20 protein-coding genes and 1 pseudogene are annotated in these 21198 nt (G+C 46.9%); 6 read left to right on the forward strand and 15 right to left on the reverse strand.

Features of this window, described 5'->3' with window-relative positions; genetic code table 11:
- Positions 1–35: 35 nt before the first annotated feature.
- The 5 genes from ACJJIP_RS11300 to ACJJIP_RS11320 form a co-directional block, all read right to left on the reverse strand.
- The gene (locus ACJJIP_RS11300) at positions 36–278 is read right to left on the reverse strand and encodes a hypothetical protein (RefSeq protein ID WP_444945134.1); all 243 of its coding nucleotides are present in this window, start codon (positions 276–278) and stop codon (positions 36–38) included.
- Between the two features lie 30 nt (positions 279–308).
- Entirely contained in the window at positions 309–983 is a 675-nt protein-coding gene (locus tag ACJJIP_RS11305) for a hypothetical protein (protein ID WP_444945135.1), read from the reverse strand.
- Between the two features lie 269 nt (positions 984–1252).
- Entirely contained in the window at positions 1253–1990 is a 738-nt protein-coding gene (locus tag ACJJIP_RS11310; RefSeq protein ID WP_282950765.1) for a hypothetical protein, read from the reverse strand.
- A 387-nt stretch (positions 1991–2377) separates the two neighbouring features.
- On the reverse strand, positions 2378–2905 hold the full coding sequence (locus ACJJIP_RS11315; protein WP_282950766.1) for an SMI1/KNR4 family protein: 528 nt from the start codon (positions 2903–2905) through the stop codon (positions 2378–2380).
- A gap of 960 nt (positions 2906–3865) precedes the next feature.
- A complete protein-coding gene (locus ACJJIP_RS11320) occupies positions 3866–4168 on the reverse strand; it encodes a hypothetical protein (RefSeq protein WP_282950767.1) in 303 nt (100 codons plus the stop codon).
- Positions 4169–4333: 165 nt separating this feature from the next.
- On the opposite strand from ACJJIP_RS11320, the gene ACJJIP_RS11325 reads away from it, so the two are divergent.
- Complete coding sequence (locus ACJJIP_RS11325; protein WP_282950768.1) at positions 4334–5134, forward strand: potassium channel family protein; 801 nt, start codon at positions 4334–4336, stop codon at positions 5132–5134.
- 116 nt (positions 5135–5250) lie between these two features.
- Here the strand turns inward: ACJJIP_RS11325 and ACJJIP_RS11330 are convergent, their stop codons facing one another.
- From ACJJIP_RS11330 to ACJJIP_RS11340, 3 genes and pseudogenes are all read right to left on the reverse strand, one after another.
- Positions 5251–5724, reverse strand: a complete 474-nt coding sequence (locus ACJJIP_RS11330) for an FAD-dependent oxidoreductase (protein WP_444946924.1) — start codon at positions 5722–5724, stop codon at positions 5251–5253.
- A gap of 33 nt (positions 5725–5757) precedes the next feature.
- Positions 5758–5910 (reverse strand): annotated as a pseudogene (locus ACJJIP_RS11335) (FAD-dependent oxidoreductase); the annotation flags it as partial.
- Positions 5911–6141: 231 nt separating this feature from the next.
- Complete coding sequence (locus ACJJIP_RS11340) at positions 6142–6318, reverse strand: FAD-dependent monooxygenase (protein WP_444945136.1); 177 nt, start codon at positions 6316–6318, stop codon at positions 6142–6144.
- Positions 6319–6679: 361 nt separating this feature from the next.
- Here ACJJIP_RS11340 and ACJJIP_RS11345 point away from each other — a divergent pair, with 361 nt between their 5' ends.
- A complete protein-coding gene (locus ACJJIP_RS11345) occupies positions 6680–7075 on the forward strand; it encodes a putative quinol monooxygenase (RefSeq protein WP_020415184.1) in 396 nt (131 codons plus the stop codon).
- Between the two features lie 469 nt (positions 7076–7544).
- The gene (locus ACJJIP_RS11350) at positions 7545–8099 is read left to right on the forward strand and encodes a hypothetical protein (protein ID WP_444945137.1); all 555 of its coding nucleotides are present in this window, start codon (positions 7545–7547) and stop codon (positions 8097–8099) included.
- Between the two features lie 378 nt (positions 8100–8477).
- On the opposite strand, the gene ACJJIP_RS11355 is transcribed toward ACJJIP_RS11350, so the two are convergent.
- The 7 genes from ACJJIP_RS11355 to ACJJIP_RS11385 all read right to left on the reverse strand — a co-directional run bounded on the left by ACJJIP_RS11355 (position 8478) and on the right by ACJJIP_RS11385 (position 16604).
- A complete protein-coding gene (locus tag ACJJIP_RS11355; RefSeq protein WP_444946925.1) occupies positions 8478–8774 on the reverse strand; it encodes an NAD-dependent epimerase/dehydratase family protein in 297 nt (98 codons plus the stop codon).
- 64 nt (positions 8775–8838) lie between these two features.
- Positions 8839–9060, reverse strand: coding sequence for a Rossmann-fold NAD(P)-binding domain-containing protein (locus ACJJIP_RS11360; RefSeq protein ID WP_444945138.1), 222 nt, complete (start codon positions 9058–9060; stop codon positions 8839–8841).
- A gap of 197 nt (positions 9061–9257) precedes the next feature.
- On the reverse strand, positions 9258–9746 hold the full coding sequence (locus ACJJIP_RS11365) for a hypothetical protein (RefSeq protein WP_444945139.1): 489 nt from the start codon (positions 9744–9746) through the stop codon (positions 9258–9260).
- 317 nt (positions 9747–10063) lie between these two features.
- The gene (locus tag ACJJIP_RS11370) at positions 10064–10342 is read right to left on the reverse strand and encodes a hypothetical protein (RefSeq protein WP_026305307.1); all 279 of its coding nucleotides are present in this window, start codon (positions 10340–10342) and stop codon (positions 10064–10066) included.
- A 120-nt stretch (positions 10343–10462) separates the two neighbouring features.
- Positions 10463–14158 carry an efflux RND transporter permease subunit gene (locus tag ACJJIP_RS11375; protein WP_444945140.1) on the reverse strand — a complete coding sequence of 1232 codons (3696 nt, stop codon included), beginning with the start codon at positions 14156–14158 and terminating at the stop codon, positions 10463–10465.
- A 16-nt stretch (positions 14159–14174) separates the two neighbouring features.
- Positions 14175–15203: an efflux RND transporter periplasmic adaptor subunit gene (locus ACJJIP_RS11380; protein WP_444945141.1), complete on the reverse strand. Its 1029-nt coding sequence runs from the start codon at positions 15201–15203 to the stop codon at positions 14175–14177.
- Between the two features lie 78 nt (positions 15204–15281).
- Positions 15282–16604: a TolC family protein gene (locus tag ACJJIP_RS11385; protein ID WP_444945142.1), complete on the reverse strand. Its 1323-nt coding sequence runs from the start codon at positions 16602–16604 to the stop codon at positions 15282–15284.
- Between the two features lie 368 nt (positions 16605–16972).
- Between ACJJIP_RS11385 and ACJJIP_RS11390 the strand changes: the two genes are divergently transcribed.
- Genes ACJJIP_RS11390 through ACJJIP_RS11400 form a run of 3 tightly spaced genes read left to right on the forward strand, consistent with a single transcriptional unit; the run spans position 16973 to position 21194 of the window.
- Positions 16973–17680 carry a TVP38/TMEM64 family protein gene (locus tag ACJJIP_RS11390; RefSeq protein WP_020415175.1) on the forward strand — a complete coding sequence of 236 codons (708 nt, stop codon included), beginning with the start codon at positions 16973–16975 and terminating at the stop codon, positions 17678–17680.
- Positions 17680–19923: a hypothetical protein gene (locus ACJJIP_RS11395; RefSeq protein ID WP_444945143.1), complete on the forward strand. Its 2244-nt coding sequence runs from the start codon at positions 17680–17682 to the stop codon at positions 19921–19923. The genes ACJJIP_RS11390 and ACJJIP_RS11395 overlap by 1 nt, the downstream gene beginning before the upstream one ends.
- Positions 19920–21194: a glycosyltransferase gene (locus ACJJIP_RS11400; RefSeq protein ID WP_020415173.1), complete on the forward strand. Its 1275-nt coding sequence runs from the start codon at positions 19920–19922 to the stop codon at positions 21192–21194. The genes ACJJIP_RS11395 and ACJJIP_RS11400 overlap by 4 nt, the downstream gene beginning before the upstream one ends.
- Positions 21195–21198 lie beyond the last annotated feature (4 nt).

Here is a 21198-nt window from a genome sequence, read left to right on the forward strand (position 1 = left end):
GGGGACGGAAAAGGCTAGTGCCATTTCTATAAATCTTAGCACTCCCTCTCCACCAATACCCCACCAACTTCAATCGAGTATTCAGTAAACTTCCCCGTCACAATATCCAGAATTTGCAGCCAAGAATAAAACTCTGCTTTCTTAGATTTAGCAATCTCTTCTGCGAGTTCCTTTGCCGCCTCTTGAGTCGGCGCAGAGTCTCTATAGCTTCTTGCACCACCATTCATCAGGTGGGCTCGCTCGGCAAAAATTGCAAATCTGTTTACCTTATTTTTCATAACTTCTCTCCTTTTAAGTATATAACCAGCTTAAGCCCGCACCGCGCTAAGCTGAGATTTCAAACTATCCGCACTGCTCTTGTGCCCATTAATTGCCGCCTCTTGGGTTGGCTTCTGGCCATTCCCTGGGTGCGAGTGCGTCGCCAGGGTGGCGGCCAGGGCAGACACTACGCCTATTAAATCCTCTAGCACTTTCAGCACGTTTAAAGATTCACTGCCTAACCAAACCTTGCCGCCGTCTTTTACTTTGATGGTTTGGCGAACCTTGGCCACTGATTCGCGAATATTTCCGATTTGTTCCTTTATGTCGCGGCCCGCTGAAATATTAATATCACTGGCTGTTGTAATATTTAGATTGTCCAGCGCGGATAAGTTCAGGCCGCCAGCAGATAAGAAACGTAAAGCTCCAAGGACTTCAATTATTTTTACGCCGGCCACCTCTTCTACGGAATGTTCACGTACTTGACGGTATTCACTGTCGCAGCTCGCTTGAATTTCGGCGGCCTCGGTAATTCTGCGTAATGATTTCTCGCGTATATCGCCGTGGGTTTCCCGGCTCCACTCTGCGCTGGCGTCCACCTTTTGCCGCACCGAGTCGCTTTGCTGCCAAATTAAATCCTCACGGTCGAGCGCTGGAAGTCCTACCCCGTGGGATAACACCGTGCGAATAAAGGGCTGGTTTGGTTGGCCATAGGCAAAAGCCAATTCAACTATTGTGCCCGGTTGAGGAAAACCAAAGGCCCCCGCATAGTGCAGAATGGGGACAAGCAGAGCCCGTGAAGAAGAAACCCTGATTTATACGAGAACCCTATCGGAGTTAAACCAAGATCATCAGACACTAGCTCTTAATCATCTGGAAATGGTTTATAAGCATGGAAAAAAGAGAGAGGGTAAAAAGAAGGGACTGCACAGCAGTCCACGTTAACAATTTACTAGTGTGTAGTTATTCAGAAGGTGTCCTATCAAAGTCAAGTCTAAACCACCAGGAAACTTTGGGCCAACTCTTGAACCTCCCTCTTAAGTATGTCCTTGCCCTTTTCATTATATTCATCAGTAGCTAGTATCATTATGCCAATAACATCGTTGATATCTTCTCTTTGTTTTTCCTGACTTTTTGTTAGAGTTACATTGCCATCTGCATCAAATGAATAAAATTTCTTTCTACTTAAACCCTGCTCGCTATCAGTTATGTGAGTAACTCGAATTCCCCAGTTTTTATTCTTATATTGTTCTGGCATATCATTTTTTACAAAACTCTTGATACCTGTATCCAAATAACTATTCAATTTCCCTTCAAAGTTTTCCTCGGAGATATTTCCAATAACTATATCCGCAATCAACCTGTTTGAGGCTGGAGGCGGCAACTCACCATTCGCACCACTAAGTTGTGTCAATGCAAGACCAACATTTTTCAAGGCTCCTCTTTGAGAAGTCGCCGTGGACCACTTCTGCTGGGTAACAGTAACACCTTGTCCAGACCCGTAATATTGGTCACCATAGCTGTCATTTTCCAATGCATCTCTACCCGTCCTGTAAAGCTTCCTAAGCTTTGTGATTTCGTACAAATGACCAGGCAAATCTCTCAAGGTAGAATTCCAATCGGTAGATATCCTAGCAGCAACACCCGTCATTAAGACTTTGACGGTTTCACGGGCAACACCATATCCAACCAATTCATCGCCAATTGATTTCAATTCGTTTATAAATGACACTTCCGCCCTCCTTGGGGAGATCCTTGTGGAATGGAACCTTCAGAATATAATTCGATTAAAAAATATTAAAGTATCATACATAGTCGGTCAACAATTAAAGGAAGCCATACTTCTGCTTACATTAGCGATTTATACATCTAAATACTTTCGCATATAATCAAAAATAATACGATATAGTAACGAGGGTCGAATAAAATATTTATTTCACCCTCAAAGCGGAATTCTGTCTTTGACATGGTTATTCAAACTGCAAGTTGAATCATGCGCTAAATTCTAGTGCACGAACTCATCACGATAAAAAGGCCTAGAGGGGAGTAATAGTATATTAAACCTGACCTGACTACTACCAATAGAAAAAATTGATAATGTCAGATCAACTTTGAACCGCTACAGGTATGGAAATAGATGGATGTACTTCTTAGGATCTACGTTAGCTTCCCGTACTAGATCTCTAATTGCGATTTCTATGTACTCTTCCAATGTTTCCCCCGTGGGGTTAACTTCCGCTCCATCTCTTCCATAACTTATTTCATGTACTATTGGATTAGCGTCGCCACCACACTCGAAGAAAAGTAGTTCAGCACCATCTATACACCTAAAAACGAAACTACTACCTGGTAATTTATCACTATCACCCTCCTCTTCTAACTCTTCCCTAACCTCCTCTTGAAACTTTACCAGCTCATCAATAAGCTGAAACCCGCGTAGTTCATCTAACCACTTTGGGCCCCTTCCAAAAACACTGAGGAAATCAACGTAGGCTGCCGGAAATTTTAACCCTATACTTTTTTCGACCTCACAAATAGCTTGTAAATCCGACCCAAATTCATTTGGGTCGAATCTATATCTAGAGCTTGCAAGTGCTGCTGCATATTCAGATAACTTTGCCGAAAGTCCCATATTAAAACCCTTCAATTGTAACACCAAGGTCACATTCTGCATTAAGAAGAATCTTAAAGGCAAATTTTATCATTACCTAAATCAATAAGAAGCTAAGATAAGACTATCTCTTTTCACTAGATCTCTCCTTTCAGCAAAAATACTCGAAAACGGGGCTAACAAAATTGTTTCCCCTTTAAATTTATCCTTGAGAATTCGCAGAACTGGGCACGCCCTCAGCAGAAAAAATGGATACCTATAAGCCTATGATAAAAACTACTGAGGCAGAACAAAATATTAGGGCGGCTACGCCAATTGGATACATCAAGAACTTCGCTGTTTATTCTCTTCAACTTTTGTTGCTATTTTCTCCAACCAGGCTTTAGCACTTTTTATAGCTGTTAGTTTTGAAGCACCATGGACAAGCAAATGCAAACTTCCCACACATGCACGGAAAACAGAATTACCTACTTCGAGGTCGGGCTCTGCCGTCACACCAATACCTAATAGAAATTTGGCTCTTTCCGTGATTAAACAATTTTTTTCATATGCTTCTGTTTGATCTTCGGTAACTGTTTATCCTCCACTAACCTTAAGGAAATCCTTCTTTCTCAAATGAATACACTTTCTTTAGATATAGAAGGAACATCAATTTCCCTAAATATACCCTTGGCTGGCACCAGTAAACTGGCTGTTGGTTGTAGTTTCCTTGGCCAAGCCTGAACTGGTAGCGCGAGAGCTTAGCGTCTAGCTAAGGTTGCATCGCTCTGTACTGATGTAATTTCGATCAATACAAAGCGGCCGCCGCTGGGTGCTCTGCAATAGTGGGGCCGAGACGTCCGCGCAGGAAATAGCCCAATTACCAAATGCCTGAGCTGATTTATTCGCCTCGCCAAAGATGACAATTTAATTGCCGATCAGCGCCCCACTCTGGTGGTTTACCAACTCGCCGAGGATGCAGTTTTCCAAGGTCCGGCCTCTATCATACAACTACACCTATACGCAGTTGTATGTGTCGGGGATTTCTGGTTTGTGCTTGACCAGAGTGGTTACCAGCTCGCCCACAACCGCTTGCACATTAGTGCTGCTGGATTCGACAAATTTCTGCCCACTGTCGAGCGACAGTGCCATTGTGATGCTGTACCAGGGGCTATTGCTGCCGGCGAGTGCGATGCAATAGCCCGGCTTGCTGTTTTCACCGCTGGGTAAGACACGGCACACCAGCTTTGCTGGCCTGCATTTTGATATTGTAGAATCTGCCCCCTGAATAGTGAAGGTGCCGAAAACCAGGTTTCCCATGATAAGTAAACCTCCACCAGTGGGTGCCACCAACGGTCTTCTAAGGTATGCTCGCGGCAATCCTGATCCGCATGGGCATGACTAAGGGAAAAGCATGTTTTACTTACACATTGAGAGTCTAGAATAGAAATAAGGGCCTTAAACTAGAGATCATGGAATGGATAAATGACTCGTTTTCTTTCCTTCCTGACCTGGAAGAAAATACTTCTAGGTTACTTCTCAGTCATTTTTATTTTTGCTGCCATCTATAGTAGCTGCAACTCCTGCCTCAATGAGCAACTCGGCTTTTCAAAGAGTATCTACTTCAGCATCGTAACAATTACGACATTGGGATATGGAGAGATTTATCCGGTCAGCAAATTTGGCTTTCTGCTGACCTCCATGGAAACACTACTTGGAATTGCAACCTTCGGCTTACTTCTCAATGAATTCACCAAATATCAGTCTGCTCGTCAGGAAAAACTAAGACAAATTAAAAGAATTGGACAACTGAAAAATGCATACCACTATTTTAGGGTTCACATAGCTGACTACTGCACCACCGAAATAAAATCGGCAACACACAAAGAAAAAACTCCAGCACCGCATGACATGATGGGCTTTAGGGAATATCTTGAGGCCAATAACAAAGTAAATATCAATATTATCAAGCAAATACTACCAAGAAATTCCAGATTCCGACTAATGATAATGACTGAGTATAAAATATATGCCAGGCAAATAGAGCTGGCTTGCTTAAGCATAAACCTTCACGATACAAAGCTATTAGATTTCTTTTACAGCCATATAAGCCAATCTGTACGGCTTGAAGGACTGAGTAGCGCCACGGAAACACTATCTGAAATTATATTAAATTTAATCAACGACATTATGGCGGGCATAAGCCCAGATGGAGTCAGGCGCGATCATGATGTATATATGGACTATATCAATTCCCTAGAATCTCATGTCAGAAAGGAGCTTTAGACCATTAACAGTGTCGCTATACAAACTTTAAATATCTCCCACCAGATAGATAAGACCAACCAGCAACGAAAATTCTATAATGGCCATATTAGTGAATCAAACTTCAGTTCAAATGATTAACACTCTACAACAAACCGGCTGAGCCTTCTCTTAACAAATGGTGAGTACTTGGCTGCCGCCAATACTGTATTGAACTCCATTCTTGCAACCAATGTTTTCGCAGTGACGATTTTTCTACCGCGCTCAGTGATCGCTATAACTTTTTTATCTTCCCTCTGCCGAAACTCTGAATATCCATCCAGCGGATTTCCAGCCATACGCTTAGCCAGCTCAACTGCATCTGCAATCCCCAGGTTCATCCCCCGTCCACCTACTGGGATGCAGCAATGAGCGGCATCCCCAACCAAATGTATCCTGCCCTTTGAATAGCTCTCAGCTTGGCGAACTGAGACTTTAAAAACACCCTCGCTTCGAACTTTGTGTATCTTCAGAGGCAGCGGAAATGCTTCCAAAGCATTCTCACAACTGGATACAAAACGAAAGCGGTTCTCTCCGATCGGCACAGATACCGCGACTAAACCAGGTTTCATTTGTGTTAAGGTAAATGTTTTTGAGTATGGCCAGTTTTCAACATCAGCTATTGACCATTTCTCTTTCAAATCAAAACCCGGATAGGCAATATTGGCACATTCCCTGACTGCGCTGTGAATACCACCAGCCCCTACAATATAGTCGAACGTTTCATTCTCTCCATTGGAAAGTTCCGCCACTACCTGATTACCCTCTTCATTGAACTATAAGAGTTTAACCTGATATTCGACTTGAACCCCCATGGCCGATAAGGTTGCTGAGAGGATCATCTCTGTCCTATCCTGGGGCAACCTCAGAATTATAGGAAAATAAGAGGAGCAGGAATGGAGAGGCATTCTCATAACCAGGCGTGTTCCCTGATAAATGTAGGCCTCTTGGATAGCAGTACCCTCCTCAATAAGCTGCCTGGAAACGTCTTACGGAGAAAGCAGCTCAAGGCTGCGAGAGGTAATACCCAGGGCACGGCTTAACGTTGACGAGCTATCACATTTATCAATGATCCTTGCGAGAATGTGCCTACGGGCTAGTTCCACCGCAAGCGTAAGACCGTTGGACCTGCATCTACAATTAATACCTTCATAAAGTTCCGGCAAATTACCTCTTCAAAAAGATAGCACGATCAGCGAGGGGGAAATTCTGCAATTAACCTTACGAACCACTAATAGCTCATATCTAATAAAAGCTCAAAATATATTACCTGACTTACTCGTCATCCTTATTGGCCAGCTCTAGAGAGTGTCCTGTTTATTACCAATGAGTTTTGTAACTTCTCTTGACCGAGGTGATTTATTGCCTAGCACCTGTCCCGCAGAAAGGGGTGAGACCGACAAGGAGATTTTTAAAGGACAAGAGCCATATATCCAATAGTCCCATCTAGAATACAGCTGTGTTAACACAGTTTTTAGTATACCAAGAGCACTATTTCTCACTCTCTTGGCAAATGTGTAAGTAGTAATGTCTTTCGGTAATGAGGTAGCGGGCATGTTTAACAATGTTGGTTGGATTATCGAAGGGAAGATCAAGAAAGGACGTGAAGCTGAATTTAAAGCTATCGTCGATGAGATGGTAGATGCGACTAAAAAAGAAGGTGGGACATTGAACTATCAGTACTATGTGACTGATGATGGGAAAGTACTTATTTATGAACATTTCAAGGACTCGGAGTCCGCTCATAAGCACATAGATTCCTGGGATGCCTTCGCCGAGCGGTGGATGGCGGCTGCTGAGCCAACACGCCTTGTTCACTTGGGAGATATGCCCCAGGAGCTGAGAGAACGCCACTCAGGCTTGAAATCGATCCTGTACCATCCCTATGCAGGCTTTGATCGTTCCGAGGGAAAACTCCACTGAGTTCAACACAACCTAATTTTACCTGACAAAGTTTCACCAGTCTGGTCGGTTGCTTTATTAAGCACAACCAGCTGGTGAACATAACCATTACAACAAAAATTAGCCTTTGCTATCTTTGTTGAAGGCGTTCCAGCTCTTGTTAGAATTGTTGGCTTTATCATTCCCGACCCATGATTTTCTGCCCTATATATCACCGGTAATTTGTCATTCGTCACCACTGAGCACTTAGTAGTTGTGGTACTTGATGCCGTTAACAGAGGATGGAAAAGTGGGCTATGCGGCTATGCTTCAGAACCAGTAATATGGCAACTCCACTAGGAGCCCACCCCTTCCCAAGCCTGAAAGTACAAATCTTGAGCAATTAGAGTTCCACAACTAGACGACCAAAAAAGAGGCTTAATTCCTGCATGCGACACCAAATATGAGATACTCCCTTGCCATGAAATATCCATCGCATCAGGGAAGGTATATGACCAAGCTCGCAATCACTCTGACGGCTCTCTTGTTAGCCGGCTGCAGTGCGACAACAAGCCTTACACAGAAAAGCTCTGCCGAGGTCCGGCAGGGCGTGACAACAATACACAGTACTATTGGGAACCCTGGAATCGCCTACAGTGGCCCTCCAATGCAGGCGACCACTGACGGTTCAGACCTCAATTTGGTCTACTACGAACTCCGTGCTTTTGAGCCTGAAACTGGCGGTTCCATCCGTTACCGCTTGGTCATCGATATAACTTATAGGGCAAGTTGGCGTAACTACGTATCCGCAACCTTTAGTGATAGAACAAAAGTCAATGTGACCCAATTAGAGAAAAGCGTCCTTAACTGCACAGGTGTTACCACTTGCATGCTCGAAGAGACATTAGAGGTTCCTGTAGAGGAAGAACAAATAGTCAGCGCGCTCAAGCGCAGAGAGTCCCTCAGGGTGAAGCTCAGGGCAAAGTCGGGTCACCGCTCCGTAGTTGAGGTCCCAACATCCTACCTAATGGGCTTTTACGCTGCTATTGTAAATCGGCAGGGGTAAGCGCAACTGGGGCCGCGCAAACCCTGTTCGCGGCCTATTCTCCCCCCCCCCCCCCCCCCTCTGGGCACGACCTGGCTATCTCGCCCGCACAGTCTTCTTTAACCCCTTCTCTACCGTTTCTGGTGGCCTCCAACCTAACAACCTCTTAGCTTTTCTTTATATTCACCCGTAGGGAACCGCATAATCGCTCAGCCATAGCTCTTTTTCCAAGCAGAGAAAGCCCCATAATCAACAGGGACTTTGTCACTGGTACCAGTCGGGAACGGTACCCCAAAGCGTTTGAAAGCCGGGTTAACAAGTCGGAGAGTGACATGTCCATATCATCAGAAACCAGGAAGATCTGGTTTGCAGCCTTTTGGAGCGCAAAACAAGTAGTGATCAGGTTATAAACAGAAACCACAAACTATGACGGTTATCTATTGCACCTAGTGATAGAGGTAAACCCCACTTGAGCCATGACATCATCGATTGAAAGTTCGCTTTCACTTCAGGCCCATACACTAACGGAGTTCGGATAAGCACTACCTCCATTCCAGTCTCCTCGGCCAACGCCAATAGGGCATCTTCTGCTTCTTTCTTGGAAATTCCATAGAGATCGAAAGGGTGATGCCCTTCATCTGCATTAAAGGAAGCCCGGCACTCAGCAGATTCCCCATTAACCTTGATCGAACTCAGTTAGATAAAACATCTTACTCCAACAGAGGCTGCATCACTGGCCAGCTTTAAGGTGACCTCAACATCAACTTTTCGAAACTCTTGAAGGGGGGTCCGCAGAAACTTCCTGTATCACATGCACCCTGGCGGCAGAGTAAATCACCACATTAATATTCTCCAGAGCCCTACACCAGTTAGTTTCAGCACTCAAACTGTCTATCTGGAGGCCACCTTCTACTGCCTGACGATATACCGAGGTTACGGTATAGCCCTTCCTCCTTAAAGTCGGTAATAAAGCACTCCCCACAAAGCCACTGGCCCCAGTTAATAGTAGATATTTTCCAAAAGACCACTCGCGCCCCAAAAATAGTATTTGTTTGTTAGTTTACCTTTGGGCTGAGAACAAGTCATCGTGTGGGGCTAATCGGAATTTGCCATAACAACTCATGCGAGGAATGTAATTAATAGAAGGAGCTACAGAATAAGATTCATTTAAAACACAGATCAGTGAATATCGGAAAAGTCTGTGTCACAACTACGTCGTCGGTTCCTTTCCGCATTCTTCAACCGGGCCCTTACATTTTCCAACGCCCGTTCGTGGGGTTCGGCTGTTTCCCAAGTACCCCAGCGCTTTTCCCAGGCTTCACGAGCGCGTAAGCAGGAGATAGCTTGGTGGTAGTGCCATTTTGCCTTATTGCAAGAAGAGAGCCCCTTTGGCGACTTGCGATCACAGATATGATGATAACGCTTATGGGCCATTTGTGCCTTAAAGTCCTTCTCAGTCACAGCATCGAAATGCCTGATTGCCGGCGCTCTCTGGCTGCGTTGTTTAGCTACATTCCCAGAGGAGCGAATTACTACAGCTCCCAATAATTCCGCCGAGGCATATCGGGAGCAACTTCTATCAAGGCCATGATAAGTGAGAAGTGACGGGGCTATCACAACAGTTTCCAGGTCTAACAGGCCGGCGTGAGCTTCCAGGTAACTGATCAACGGCCCTCTCCCTTCTACCTTTCTACAATCCTCAAGACTTGCAGTACTGGCAAAAAGTACAGGAGTAAATAATACGGTTAGAAATACAATAAAAACAGCGATATGGGCACTCAGAACTAGCTTTGTGCCCAATCCAATTGCTGATTTGAAAAGCCCTAGGCCCCGGGTTATCGGGGGCTGATAGCTGGTTTGCGATGGCCGTGGACGAGCCAGCAATAGGAAAACCCTCCGGAGCTATCCATATTAGAATTTCAAGCGAAAATTCTAGTGTCTAGGGATAACGTTTCCAAAGTAATTTAGTGCTATCCGGTTCTCCACTACATATGCTTCTTCAGTTCCTTATGGGTTAGTACCGGGGTTACCCAGATCTCTGCTCCCAGCACCGCAAAAAAATTTTCATTGTAGGCCATTAATTTATCTTGGCGTTTTTCCTCAAAGATAAAAATTGCTGCCCGCTTACCATCCTCTAGAAAGAAGAATGACGACTCCGGATCTGCTGAAGCGACAAATTCATTGAAAACAGCAGACATGGATTTGTCAGCTATAGAATTGTTACCTGGTTTTACCGGTATCAGAATTTTCATTAGAAGGCGCATGGAGAATCCTCACATTTTTGTGTAGAGAGAACTGGGTCCAAACATAGCTAATGCCGATAGCGTCAAGCTGCAATCGGCGACAATTCCCTATATTTATACTTTACGGAAAAAATGAGAAGATTAAGCTGTCACAGGGATGTCGCCATCTCCTTCCTTTACACCGCGCTCCTCCCAACGGATCCACTTCAAGTCCACGACCATGATCGTATACAAAACTGGCACCAACAGCAGCGTACCGCAAGTGGCCAGGATCAAGCCGCCAATCTGAGCAAAGCACAATGGCTGCCACAGAGGGCCACCATGGACAGCCAGAGGTACCAGAGCAAAAGTAGTAGCTGAAATAGTGATCAGAATTGGACGCAAACGCATAATGCCGGCATCCAGCAAAGCTTCGCGGAAGGGGTCACCTGCGGCATGACGAATTTCAATAAAATCAAATAACACTATGATATGGCTGACGATTACTCCCACAAGACTGACAATGCCCAAAAAGGCCATAAAACCAAATGGCTGACCAGTTACATAAAGAGCCAGTAGTGCGCCCACCATTCCAAGTGGCACCGTAGCAAAAACAACTAATGGTTTAAGCAAATTACTGAACTGAAATACTAGAGCCAAAAATATTGCACTGGAAGAGACACAGAGAATCATCAGCAGTTGCAGAAATCCATGTTTCGCATTTGCCGCGTCTCCAGAGACTTGCAACTGGTATCCGCTCGGTAAAGTATTTTCCAGTTCATCTAGTTCATCTTTTACATCTGCCATAATATCAGAGGAAATAAAACCGGCATATGGGAAAGCAAAGACCGTTATTGTTCGGAATTTCTCAAGGCGATGAATTCTCTCAGTTCTAAATCGGATACTTGTTTCTGCCACTTGCTCTAGTGGCACCCGAACATCGCTATCTGCAGAGAAGACATAGAGGTTATTAATATCTTCAAGCTGACCTCTCTGATCCAACCGTAAGCGAGCGACAATAGGTATTTCTTTATCTCCCTGTCGCAAGGTAGCCACTTCTGTGCCATTAATTCCGGTTGAGGATGCGAGTGCTATATCTGCATTGGTCACACCAGACATTGCTGCACGATCCTCCATTACATTCAGAAGTAAAGTCAGGCTTTCACCTGACCAGTCCTGGCGAACTGTTCTCGCATAAGGCGACTGCTGCACTATTTCTTTTACTTTTTCAGCTGTCTGGCGAAGCAAGAGGATATCTTGCTCTTCCTGCACTGAACCAGTTGTAACACGCCCGGAAACCCTAATTGCAAATGGATAAGTCACTGGAGTAGTTTGCAACTGGCGCACATCTAAATAGGCACCTGGAATATTTTCAGTTAGCGCCTGCTGAATCTTAGGGGCCAGCACCGGAGTCAAATCTTTGTTACTCAGCCTGATGATAATTTGTCCGTAATTAGGCTGCTGTTGCTGCGGGTTAATTGTATACCAGAATCTCGGCGCCCCTCCACCAACAGTGGTACTTAGGGCTTCCAAAATTGAGTCATCTCTCCCTATCTCTTTCTGATATTGGGCAATTGTCTCACGAATAATCTGCTCCGCCTTGTTTGCCACACTATCTGTGGCATCAATGCTGGCATCATTTTGCAACCAGATATCCACATAGGAAAGATATTGAACATCATCTGGAAAAAACGCATTTTTAAGCTGGCTTTTTAATGCAAATCCACAAACTAGAATAACCGTGGTGGTCAGTAGAACTAGTTTTCGATGATCAATTGCCCAACCAGCCAAACGATAATAATGACCTGTAAGGCCTTGCTTACGCTTCAGATCAAGACTCAGTTCCTTGACCTTTGGTGGTCGCAATATAATGTTGGCAATAAATGGCAAAAAGGTCATGGAGACAATTCTCGACGCTATCAAAGCGCAAGCCATTACAACTGGCAGACTATGTAAAAAATCTCCCTGATTACCGGTGAGCAGCAGGAATGGCAAATAGGCCACCACATTGGTCAATGTTGCAAAGAATATCGCTTTTGCAAGCAACGTTGGCCCTAACCAAGCGGCTAAAAATGAAGGTTTTCCTGCCGCCATTTGTCGTTTGATTGCATCCCCGGCCACTACGGGGTCATCAACCAACAGGCCAAGTGCGATAATAAGCGCGGCAATTGATACTTGCTGGATGTCCACGCCCATAAACTGAATAAAACCAAAGGTCATGGCCAAGGTTATAGGTATTGAAATCATTAATAATACCGCTGAACGCCAATCTGAAAATCCGATGAAAGCAACAATTACCACGAGGATAATTGCTTCAATTAATGCCTCAATAAATAGACCCACACTCTCTTTAACTTGGCGAGGCTGATCGGACACTCTCTCAATGATTAAATCTGGAGGCAAGTCGACCTTAACCCGCGCAAGGACTTTATCCAGAGCTTTGCCAAGTTCACCTATCTGCTCACCATCTAACATCTGCACAGACAAGTTAATACTGCGGTGACGATGCCAATTACCCTGCTTATTTTTATAAATATAATAATTGAGTAAAGTCGGCGGTGATTCATAACCCAGCGTAACATCAAGAATCCCCCTCAAATATACCGGGGTTCCATCCTCACTTAATGCAACAGGGACATCGCCAATTTCCTTATAATTATTAAAGTCTCCACTGGGAAATATAGGGATATCCATATTCTCTACAGTTAGAGTACCCCCGGGTATTATATTATTCCTGGCATTCAAGATTGGAGCAATCATATCTGGACGCAAATCATAAGAAGCCAGCCGCTCCTGGGAATAAATCAAATTAACCTGTTGATGTAATACACCTGAACGCAAGACACGCTTCACCTGAGGAAGTGTGCGAATATTCGCCGCAACAAGCTCCGAAAAATCATCCAGCTGCCGATAGCTATACTTAGCTCCAGCTACCATAGACAAACGAGCGCGAGTGCTAGCTAAATCCCTTACAATAATTGGCTGCCATGCGTCGGGAAAAAAAGTTTGTGCGCTCAATCGCTGAGTTAGAAATAATTTCCTAGCTTCTGCAAGTTGCTTATCGCTTTTATCAGAGAAAAAATCCACACCTACAAAACCTGGGCCATGGAGTATTTTGAAGTCGGCCCCGTAGCCCTCTAACTCCATCCAGTTAGAAAAAACTTGAAGTGCTGCCTCTGCATTAATACCCGCAACAGAAAGTGGTAACGCGACTACCATACTAACACGCTGACCTACTTCTTGCTTCTCTTTCTCCTTGTTATTACTGGCATTTTTAGCGCGAATTTTAGATAGGGCTTCGCGAATAGTCTTAGCACGTAAAGCTATTTCATCCGCTCCCGCTGGCGGGCTAGCAACAGCCAACAAAACTGCAGCAGTATCACCAAATTCAGTATTCAGCTGGGTAGACTCTACCCCAGCAGGCAAAGTATTTTGCGCATCAATTAGTTTCAAGTTGAGGTCGTTAAAAGCTTTTGTGACATCCGTATGAGGAGCAAGCTGGGCTTGCACCATGGAAATACCATTTAAAGTTAAGGACTTAACTCCAAAAGAGCGAGCATCAGGCTGATACAAATATTCACTTTGAGCAATAGCATCTTCAATTTGTTTGGTAACTAGCTCCTCTACCTTGACCGCACTTTGTCCAGGCCACGTGGTTGTTGCCATTGCAATACGAACAGGAATATCTGGATCTTTGCTCTTCGGCATAAAAAAATAAGCGAAAATCCCCCAAAGCATGACGCCTACTAAAAGTGCCCAGGAAATAGAGGGGTTATCAACAAAGAAGCGAGCAGTATTAAATCTATGCTCACTCTCCGCTTCAAGTACTTCCTCTCTTGTTTTTTCATCCTGATACAAGTTTCTCAACTCCTTATCAAGGCACTACTCTTACCTTTTCACCATCCCGCAGCTGTGCAGCCCCATTAGAAACAACGCGCTCCCCCATCGACAAGCCATCTAAAATAACGATACTATTGCCAAGAACGGGACCAGGAGTCACCCTTCTAATTCGCGCCCTAAGTATCTCTTTCTCTAATTCAAGAACATACACAAAGAATCCTTTTCCTTTGACTGGATTCGTTAACAAGCAGGAAAGTGGTACAACCACCCGATTTGATGGGCTTTTTCGTTTTGCCAACGCAAGAGACATCACCATGCCAGTTTTTAGCTCTGCATTTGAGTTAGCAACAGTTACGGTGACAGCAAAAACCCTAGTACGAACTTCCGCCGCTGGAGAAACTTCAGTTACTATACCGGTAAAGATTTTCTCAGGTAGGGATTGTGTGCGCATTGAAAGAATGCTGCCTAATTTAGTATAGCTAAGCACTACATCTGGCACAGTAAAAACCACTTTCACTCTTGAAGTATCAGCAACAACAAACCCCACTGCTTGTGCATGTACTAAGCTGCCCACTTCTATCTTGCGCTGTAGAATTATTCCCGTTAATGGTGAACGTAATACAGTATCGTTCAGATCCTCCTTCGCTTTATCCAAGTGTGCTTTAGTTCCAACCACCGCTGCCTGAGCTACTTCGAACTCTTCACGCGCGGTATCGTAATCTGGTGCAGTTATACTGGCTGTGGCAAATAATGCTGAAGCGCGCTTGTAATCTAAATCCGCCTTTCGGCGCTCCGCCTCAGCCTTACTTACATTGGCTGCAGCTTCAATTACCCGATCCCGGTACTGCTCATCATTAACTTCCGCAAGTATCTCCCCCTTTGTTATGTAGTCCCCGGCCTGTAAAATCCGAATTTCTCCCTGTGCCTCACGGGTTGGAATATCTTCTATATAACCCTCTGTCCTAAATGCCACATCCACTTGAGTGTAAGGATTGACTACAGCTGAATAGGGATACCCTTCAGCACCGCGCTCAGTGCGCGCTACAGCTACCTGAACAGGCATGGGCTGCTTTGCAGGCGGTTCTCCATGGCAACTTATAAGCAAAAATGTGAAAAAAAATAAGGCTAAAGGTTTAAGCACTTAAACTTCCCCCAATGCCTTTTCATACTCTGCAAGGGCACCCCAAACTGAAAGTACAGCGCCGTTGTAATCGCTATTGGCTCGATCAAGCTGGGTTTCCGCCTCCAGCACATCGGTCAACAATGCGGTTTGCTCCCGATAGCGATTAATCATTACCCGGACTTTTTCCCGGTAAGCCGCTTGAAGATCACGTGCAACTTTTACAGATTCCTGCGCAGTACGCAGCTTACGGAGACTCTCCCGCACCTCTATCTCAATACGATTACGTACCTCTGCCATTTGCACCTCAGCGCCCGCAATTTTGCTCGCGCGACTTGCCAACTCGTCCCTCTTCCTCCCCCAGTCATAAAATTCCCAACGCATATCCAGGGATACATAAGCTTCGGCATCTGGAATCAAGCGTACGTTGTAAAGTTTGAGATAGCGAAATTGAATATCTATTTCCGGTATATATTCCGATTTCTTGATGTCATAACTGTATTCGGCTTTTTCAATTGCCAGCTGTGACTCAATAAAGTCAGCCCGCTGTTCAAAAGCCAACTGAAGTGACTCCCCCATATCAAAGAGAGCCGGAGGGGGTACCGAAAGGTGCTCAATACTAAACGGTGTTTCTACATTTCTGCCAAGTAACGCATTTAACCTCTCCTTGGCGGTGATCATCTCATCAACACGCCGTTGACGCTCTAGCTCTCGCTGAGCAAGCCGGGCTCGCACATCCAGCAATTCATATTCCAAAGCCACTTGCTGGTCGACATAATTCTTAACCAAATCACTCAAGGAACTAAGAAAAAGTATGGACTCATCTATGGCCTGTAAGTCTCCGAGTATTTTCCCCACCTCGAAGTACTGCAATTTCACTAAATAGGCCACATCCTGTTGGGTCCACCGCACTTTTTGTGCCGCCATTTCGGTACTCACGTAACCTTCACAGATTTCCAAAGCAATGGTGTACAAGCGGGTTAAGGGTTGGCGGACCCCGAGTGAAACCAACTCGGTCGTTCCCTCTTCAGAGGTAATTTCGACATTTACCGGTGGAATAGGCCCAATTTCTGAATCGGGAACCAAACTGCCCTGAGGAAATGTATAGTTTTGAGTAGTAAGGTTATGCTCCACAGCTGCATCCAGTTGAAGGCGTGGGTAACGACGGGTTTTGAGCGCTTCGACCATATCTCCAGCCTCATCAACTTCCAGCGCAGCGCCCTGCACTCGCAAGTTGGTCCTAATTGCTGTTTGCACAGCTTCATTTAAAGGAAGCACAGGCTCGGGGGCAGAGCTCCAGGCAGCGCCGAAGAATATCCATATTGCGAACCCGCCCTTGAACAACGATCACCCCTATTCCGGCAACGGCACAAAACTGGTCAATGCGCAAATAATTAAGATCGAATAAGTATATGTGCTGATCGCCTTGCGCTAAGCTGTGGGGCCCATCCCAACGCCATCCTGTTGTCGCCCTTTTTAAATTTCTTTTCGCAATTATGGACTTAGCTTTTATTAGGCTGGCTTATTTAATATCTCATGGCGACGCCAGTTCTTTTCTAACGGGAATAGGCCAAAAAATAGATGGGTAATCGCTAAGAGGTCAATTCCATCACTGTCACGCCACAAGGAAGTTTCACCTGCCGTTATCCATTGGCTAGGCTAATAACTGGCGGCAATCAAAACCGCCCGTTGTTGGTTCCCCGAGCAGTTCTATGGCGGCGAAGTTTCTTCCAATAGTCGTTTTTTTCATCTGCCTGATCGCCGTGGCTGGGGCACTGAGCCTGATTTTTTATTTTGATTTGGATGAACGGCTGATAGAACTACTGCAATGGCTCAATGAACGGGGTTGGCAAACCAGCCTTCTCTATATCCTCATCGTGGCCGCAGCAATCGTTTTACTGCTACCCGGCGTGATCTTCACCATGGGGGCTGGATTTGTTTTTGGGGTTATTAAAGGCACTATCCTGGTGGTGGCCGGCACAGTTCTCGGCGCCACTATTGCTTTCCTTATTGCCCGCTACCTGTTTGGTGAAAGGCCATCACGCTGGGTGATGTCGCACATCAAGCCCGCCACCATTGGCGAGGTCATCCGGCGGGAGGGCTGGCAGATGATTATGCTGACTCGCCTGGTGCCGCTGTTTCCATTCAAGCTGTCCAATTACTTTTTCGGCCTGACTCCGGTGCGGCTGAGGGATTTTATCCTAGGCAACACTCTTGGAGTGATTCCCCTCACCCTACACAACGTCTATGTGGGCTCTATCGCCGCGGATCTAGCCTCACTTGGCAAAGTGGAGGAACGCACCGCAGTCCAGTGGACGCTCTACATCATGGGGTTTGTTCTCGCAGTGATCGCCCTGATCGGCCTGACTCGCATGGCGCGGCGCGCATTAAAACGAATCGTAAAAGAAGAGGACCTGTGATGCCCTGGATGAAATGGTTACCGTGGCGTTTCTTCGTTCGCAGATTCGCAACTGCCCACGGTTTCCTTGACCCGCTTACATTAATGGCACACCTGCAGCGCTTTGCCGAGCCCTCTGAGGTCAGCGAACCAATTGAGCTGTTGCGTGCTGGGGCAGTCTTTCATGCCCGCGCCCTAATCAACAGTAAGGTTATCCAACACAACCTGGATTGGGTCTGGCCATACTGGATCCAGCGCCAATTCGATCCAAGGGACAAGTCATTCATCCCCCGCGCTTTTTCCATTACTCACTGCAACCTCAGCCACCGCAACTGGACGGCAGTAGGCCTACCAGACTGCGATGAGTTGCCGGTTATCGATCCTCGCGGCCTACTCACTCCCCATTACGATGGCTGGTCCATTGATGCTTGGGTAGTCAGTGATACAGGCGATGTGCTGACCCCAGCCAGTCTCACCTACTGCGAGCAACACCAGGAGTTAGGTGACGATATCTCGGTGGTGACTGAATCAGCCCTAAAAAGCCTTAAATTGCGCAACTGTACCCGGGTTGAGACCCGATATGGAAAACCCCACTGCGTGATGGATCTCACTGCCAGCTGCCGAGATAGCGGATGGTTATTGGTGGCACTGCGGCCTTGCAATCCCGAAGGAGTCAGCTTCGTGCACAAGGTAAGCCTGGAAGAGAGCGGAAGACGCTGGCTAATTGAGGACCAGCCCGCTGTTGAATTCGGGCAAGCAGTGGACAAACACTTGGCATCCAACTATCGCGGAGGCGATATCTATTTGCACCTGAAGGATGAACAGGGATGTATGTCTGGTGAGTGCGACGTTGGAATGGCCACGGCAGCGGCCATGTTCCGGATTGAACGACATAAGCCACTCAAACTGGATGTATCCATTCCCCTAGGAGAGGAATCTCATACAGGCCAGCCGTCGAAAACTTGGAAAGAAAGCCTAAAAGGGCATTGTACCCTGCAGGTCCCGGATAGGGACTTCCAGTTCTTATATGATTCGGCAATCCGCACATTGATCCTTCACTCTCCCTGTGATGTCTACCCTGGGCCCTATACCTACAAGCGTTTCTGGTTCCGTGATGCGGCCTTTATGATTCAATCCCTATTGTTCGCTGGGCTCACCAGTAGAGCCGAGCGAGCCCTGGATCAATTTCCCCAGAGACAAAAACGCGATGGTTTTTTCCACTCCCAGGATGGCGAATGGGACTCCAATGGCGAAGCTCTATGGATTTTCGACCTCTATTGCCAGCTGAGTAACAGACCACTAAAACAGGCCTGGTGTGAACCAATACTGAAGGGGGCGCGCTGGATCATCAATAAGCGCCTACCCAAGGACGGAAGTCTCTGCGCCGGTCTGCTTCCCGCCGGATTCAGCGCAGAGCACTTGGGCCCCAACGACTGCTATTACTGGGATGACTTCTGGGGAGTGGCTGGTCTGCATGCCGCAGCTTCAATCTGCACCAGGGAGGGCATCGACGATAACGCCCACCGTTTTAATACCGCAGCCGGTGACTTTCAAAACACCATTGACCGCAGCCTTGCCGAGGCGCAGAAGAGAATTGGCCGCGCAGCAATGCCCGCCTCTCCCAATCGCCGCCTGGATGCCGGCGCCATTGGCTCCGTTGTTGCCGGTTACCCCCTGCAACTCTATCCAGCGGATGATGCCAGGCTCACTGATCTAGCGGACTTCCTGATCAATAACTGCTTTGTCAGCGGAGGTTTCTTCCAGGACATGATCCACTCGGGGATCAACGCCTACCTGACCCTGCATATCGCCCAGGTCTTGCTGCGTGCCGGCGACCGGCGCTGCCTGGACCTAATGCGCAGTGTGGCACAACTCGCCTCCCCCACAGGCCAATGGCCGGAAGCCATCCACCCCCATTCCCTAGGAGGCTGCATGGGGGATGGTCAACACGCCTGGGCCGCAGCTGAATGGATAGCAATGCAACGGAACTGCTTTGTTCGCGAGGAGCAGGATGCCCTAATCCTGATATCCGGGCTACCGCCTGAATGGCTCAAGGATACTTCTGCCAGGAAGCCTATTCTGTTCGGCCCAGCACCAACCCGGTTTGGCGTCATCTCCCTGGAAATTACTCCTGGCGCCATCCCGAAAGTATCCTGGAAAGGAGAATGGTACGGAAAGGCACCGGCTATCGCCATCAAACCCCTCGGCTTTTCACCCACCCTGGTTGGCGAGGGCCTGAATTCCGTAGAGTTGAAAAGTCCATGAACATCGTGATGTTAACCAATACCTACCTGCCCCACGTCGGTGGCGTGGCGCACTCGGTCGCAGCATTCAGCGAAGAATACCGCAAGCGCGGTCACAAAGTGCTGGTTATTGCCCCGGAATTCGCCGAGCAGGTAGCCCGCGAGGAACATGTATTACGGATCCATGCGATACAAAACTTTAACGGTAGCGACTTCTCTATCGCTCTACCTTTTTCTCTCGCCCTAAATGAGAGGCTCGATGACTTCAAACCGGATATTATCCACTCCCACCACCCCTTCCTATTGGGCCTGACGGCACTGCGAATTGCCCGCGAACGAGAATTACCGCTGGTTTTCACTCACCACACACTATATGAACACTACACCCATAATGTGATGGCCAGCTCCCCGGTTGTTAAACGTTTCGCCATAGAAATTGCTACCCGCTACGCTAACCTTGCCAACCTGGTACTCGCTCCAAGTCTCAGTGTTGTGCGGCTACTGCATGAACGCGGCGTACGGACGCCTATTGCAGAGGTGCCTACTGGAGTTCACGTGGAAGAATATTGCGGCGGTGATGGTAGGGGTATCCGAAACCAATTGCATATTCCCGACTCAGCATTTGTAGTGGGACACCTCGGCAGATTTGGCCAGGAGAAGAATCTGCCTTTCCTCTGTGAAGCAGTAGCCCGCTTTATGCACGACCGGGAAAATACCCACTTCCTATTGGCGGGAAGTGGGCCACTGGAAGATGACCTGCGTGACTTTTTCACCCAGCAAGGCCTGTTACAACGTGTACACATGCCAGGCAAGGTTCTCGGTACATCACGGCGAGATATGTACGCCGCCATGGACACCTTTGTCTTTTCCTCAACAACAGAGACTCAGGGCCTTGTCCTGTCTGAAGCAATGGCCAGCGGGGTTCCAGTCATAGCTCTGGAGGCCAATGGAACCCGGGAAATGGTCAAAGACAGAATCAATGGACGGCTACTCAACAACACCGACCTTGAACATTTTGTCTCTGCCATTCACTGGCTACATGACCTACCTCCGGGAGGCCGCAGAGAGTTAATTTACCAGGCGGTAAACACCGCCAGGGATTTCTCCATGAGAAGCTGCGCCCAGCGCGCGCTTGACCTTTACCAACCCCTGGTAAAAAACAATACCCAGCCAAGTCGGATCCACCCAAATCAATGGGGAAGGATATGCAAGTTAATGGGGGCACAGTGGGAAATTATCGAAGGCCTAACCGGAGCCGCTGGGGCAGCACTGAGGCAGGCACCGGAGCAGTAATCCC

Source organism: Microbulbifer variabilis (assembly GCF_052467165.1).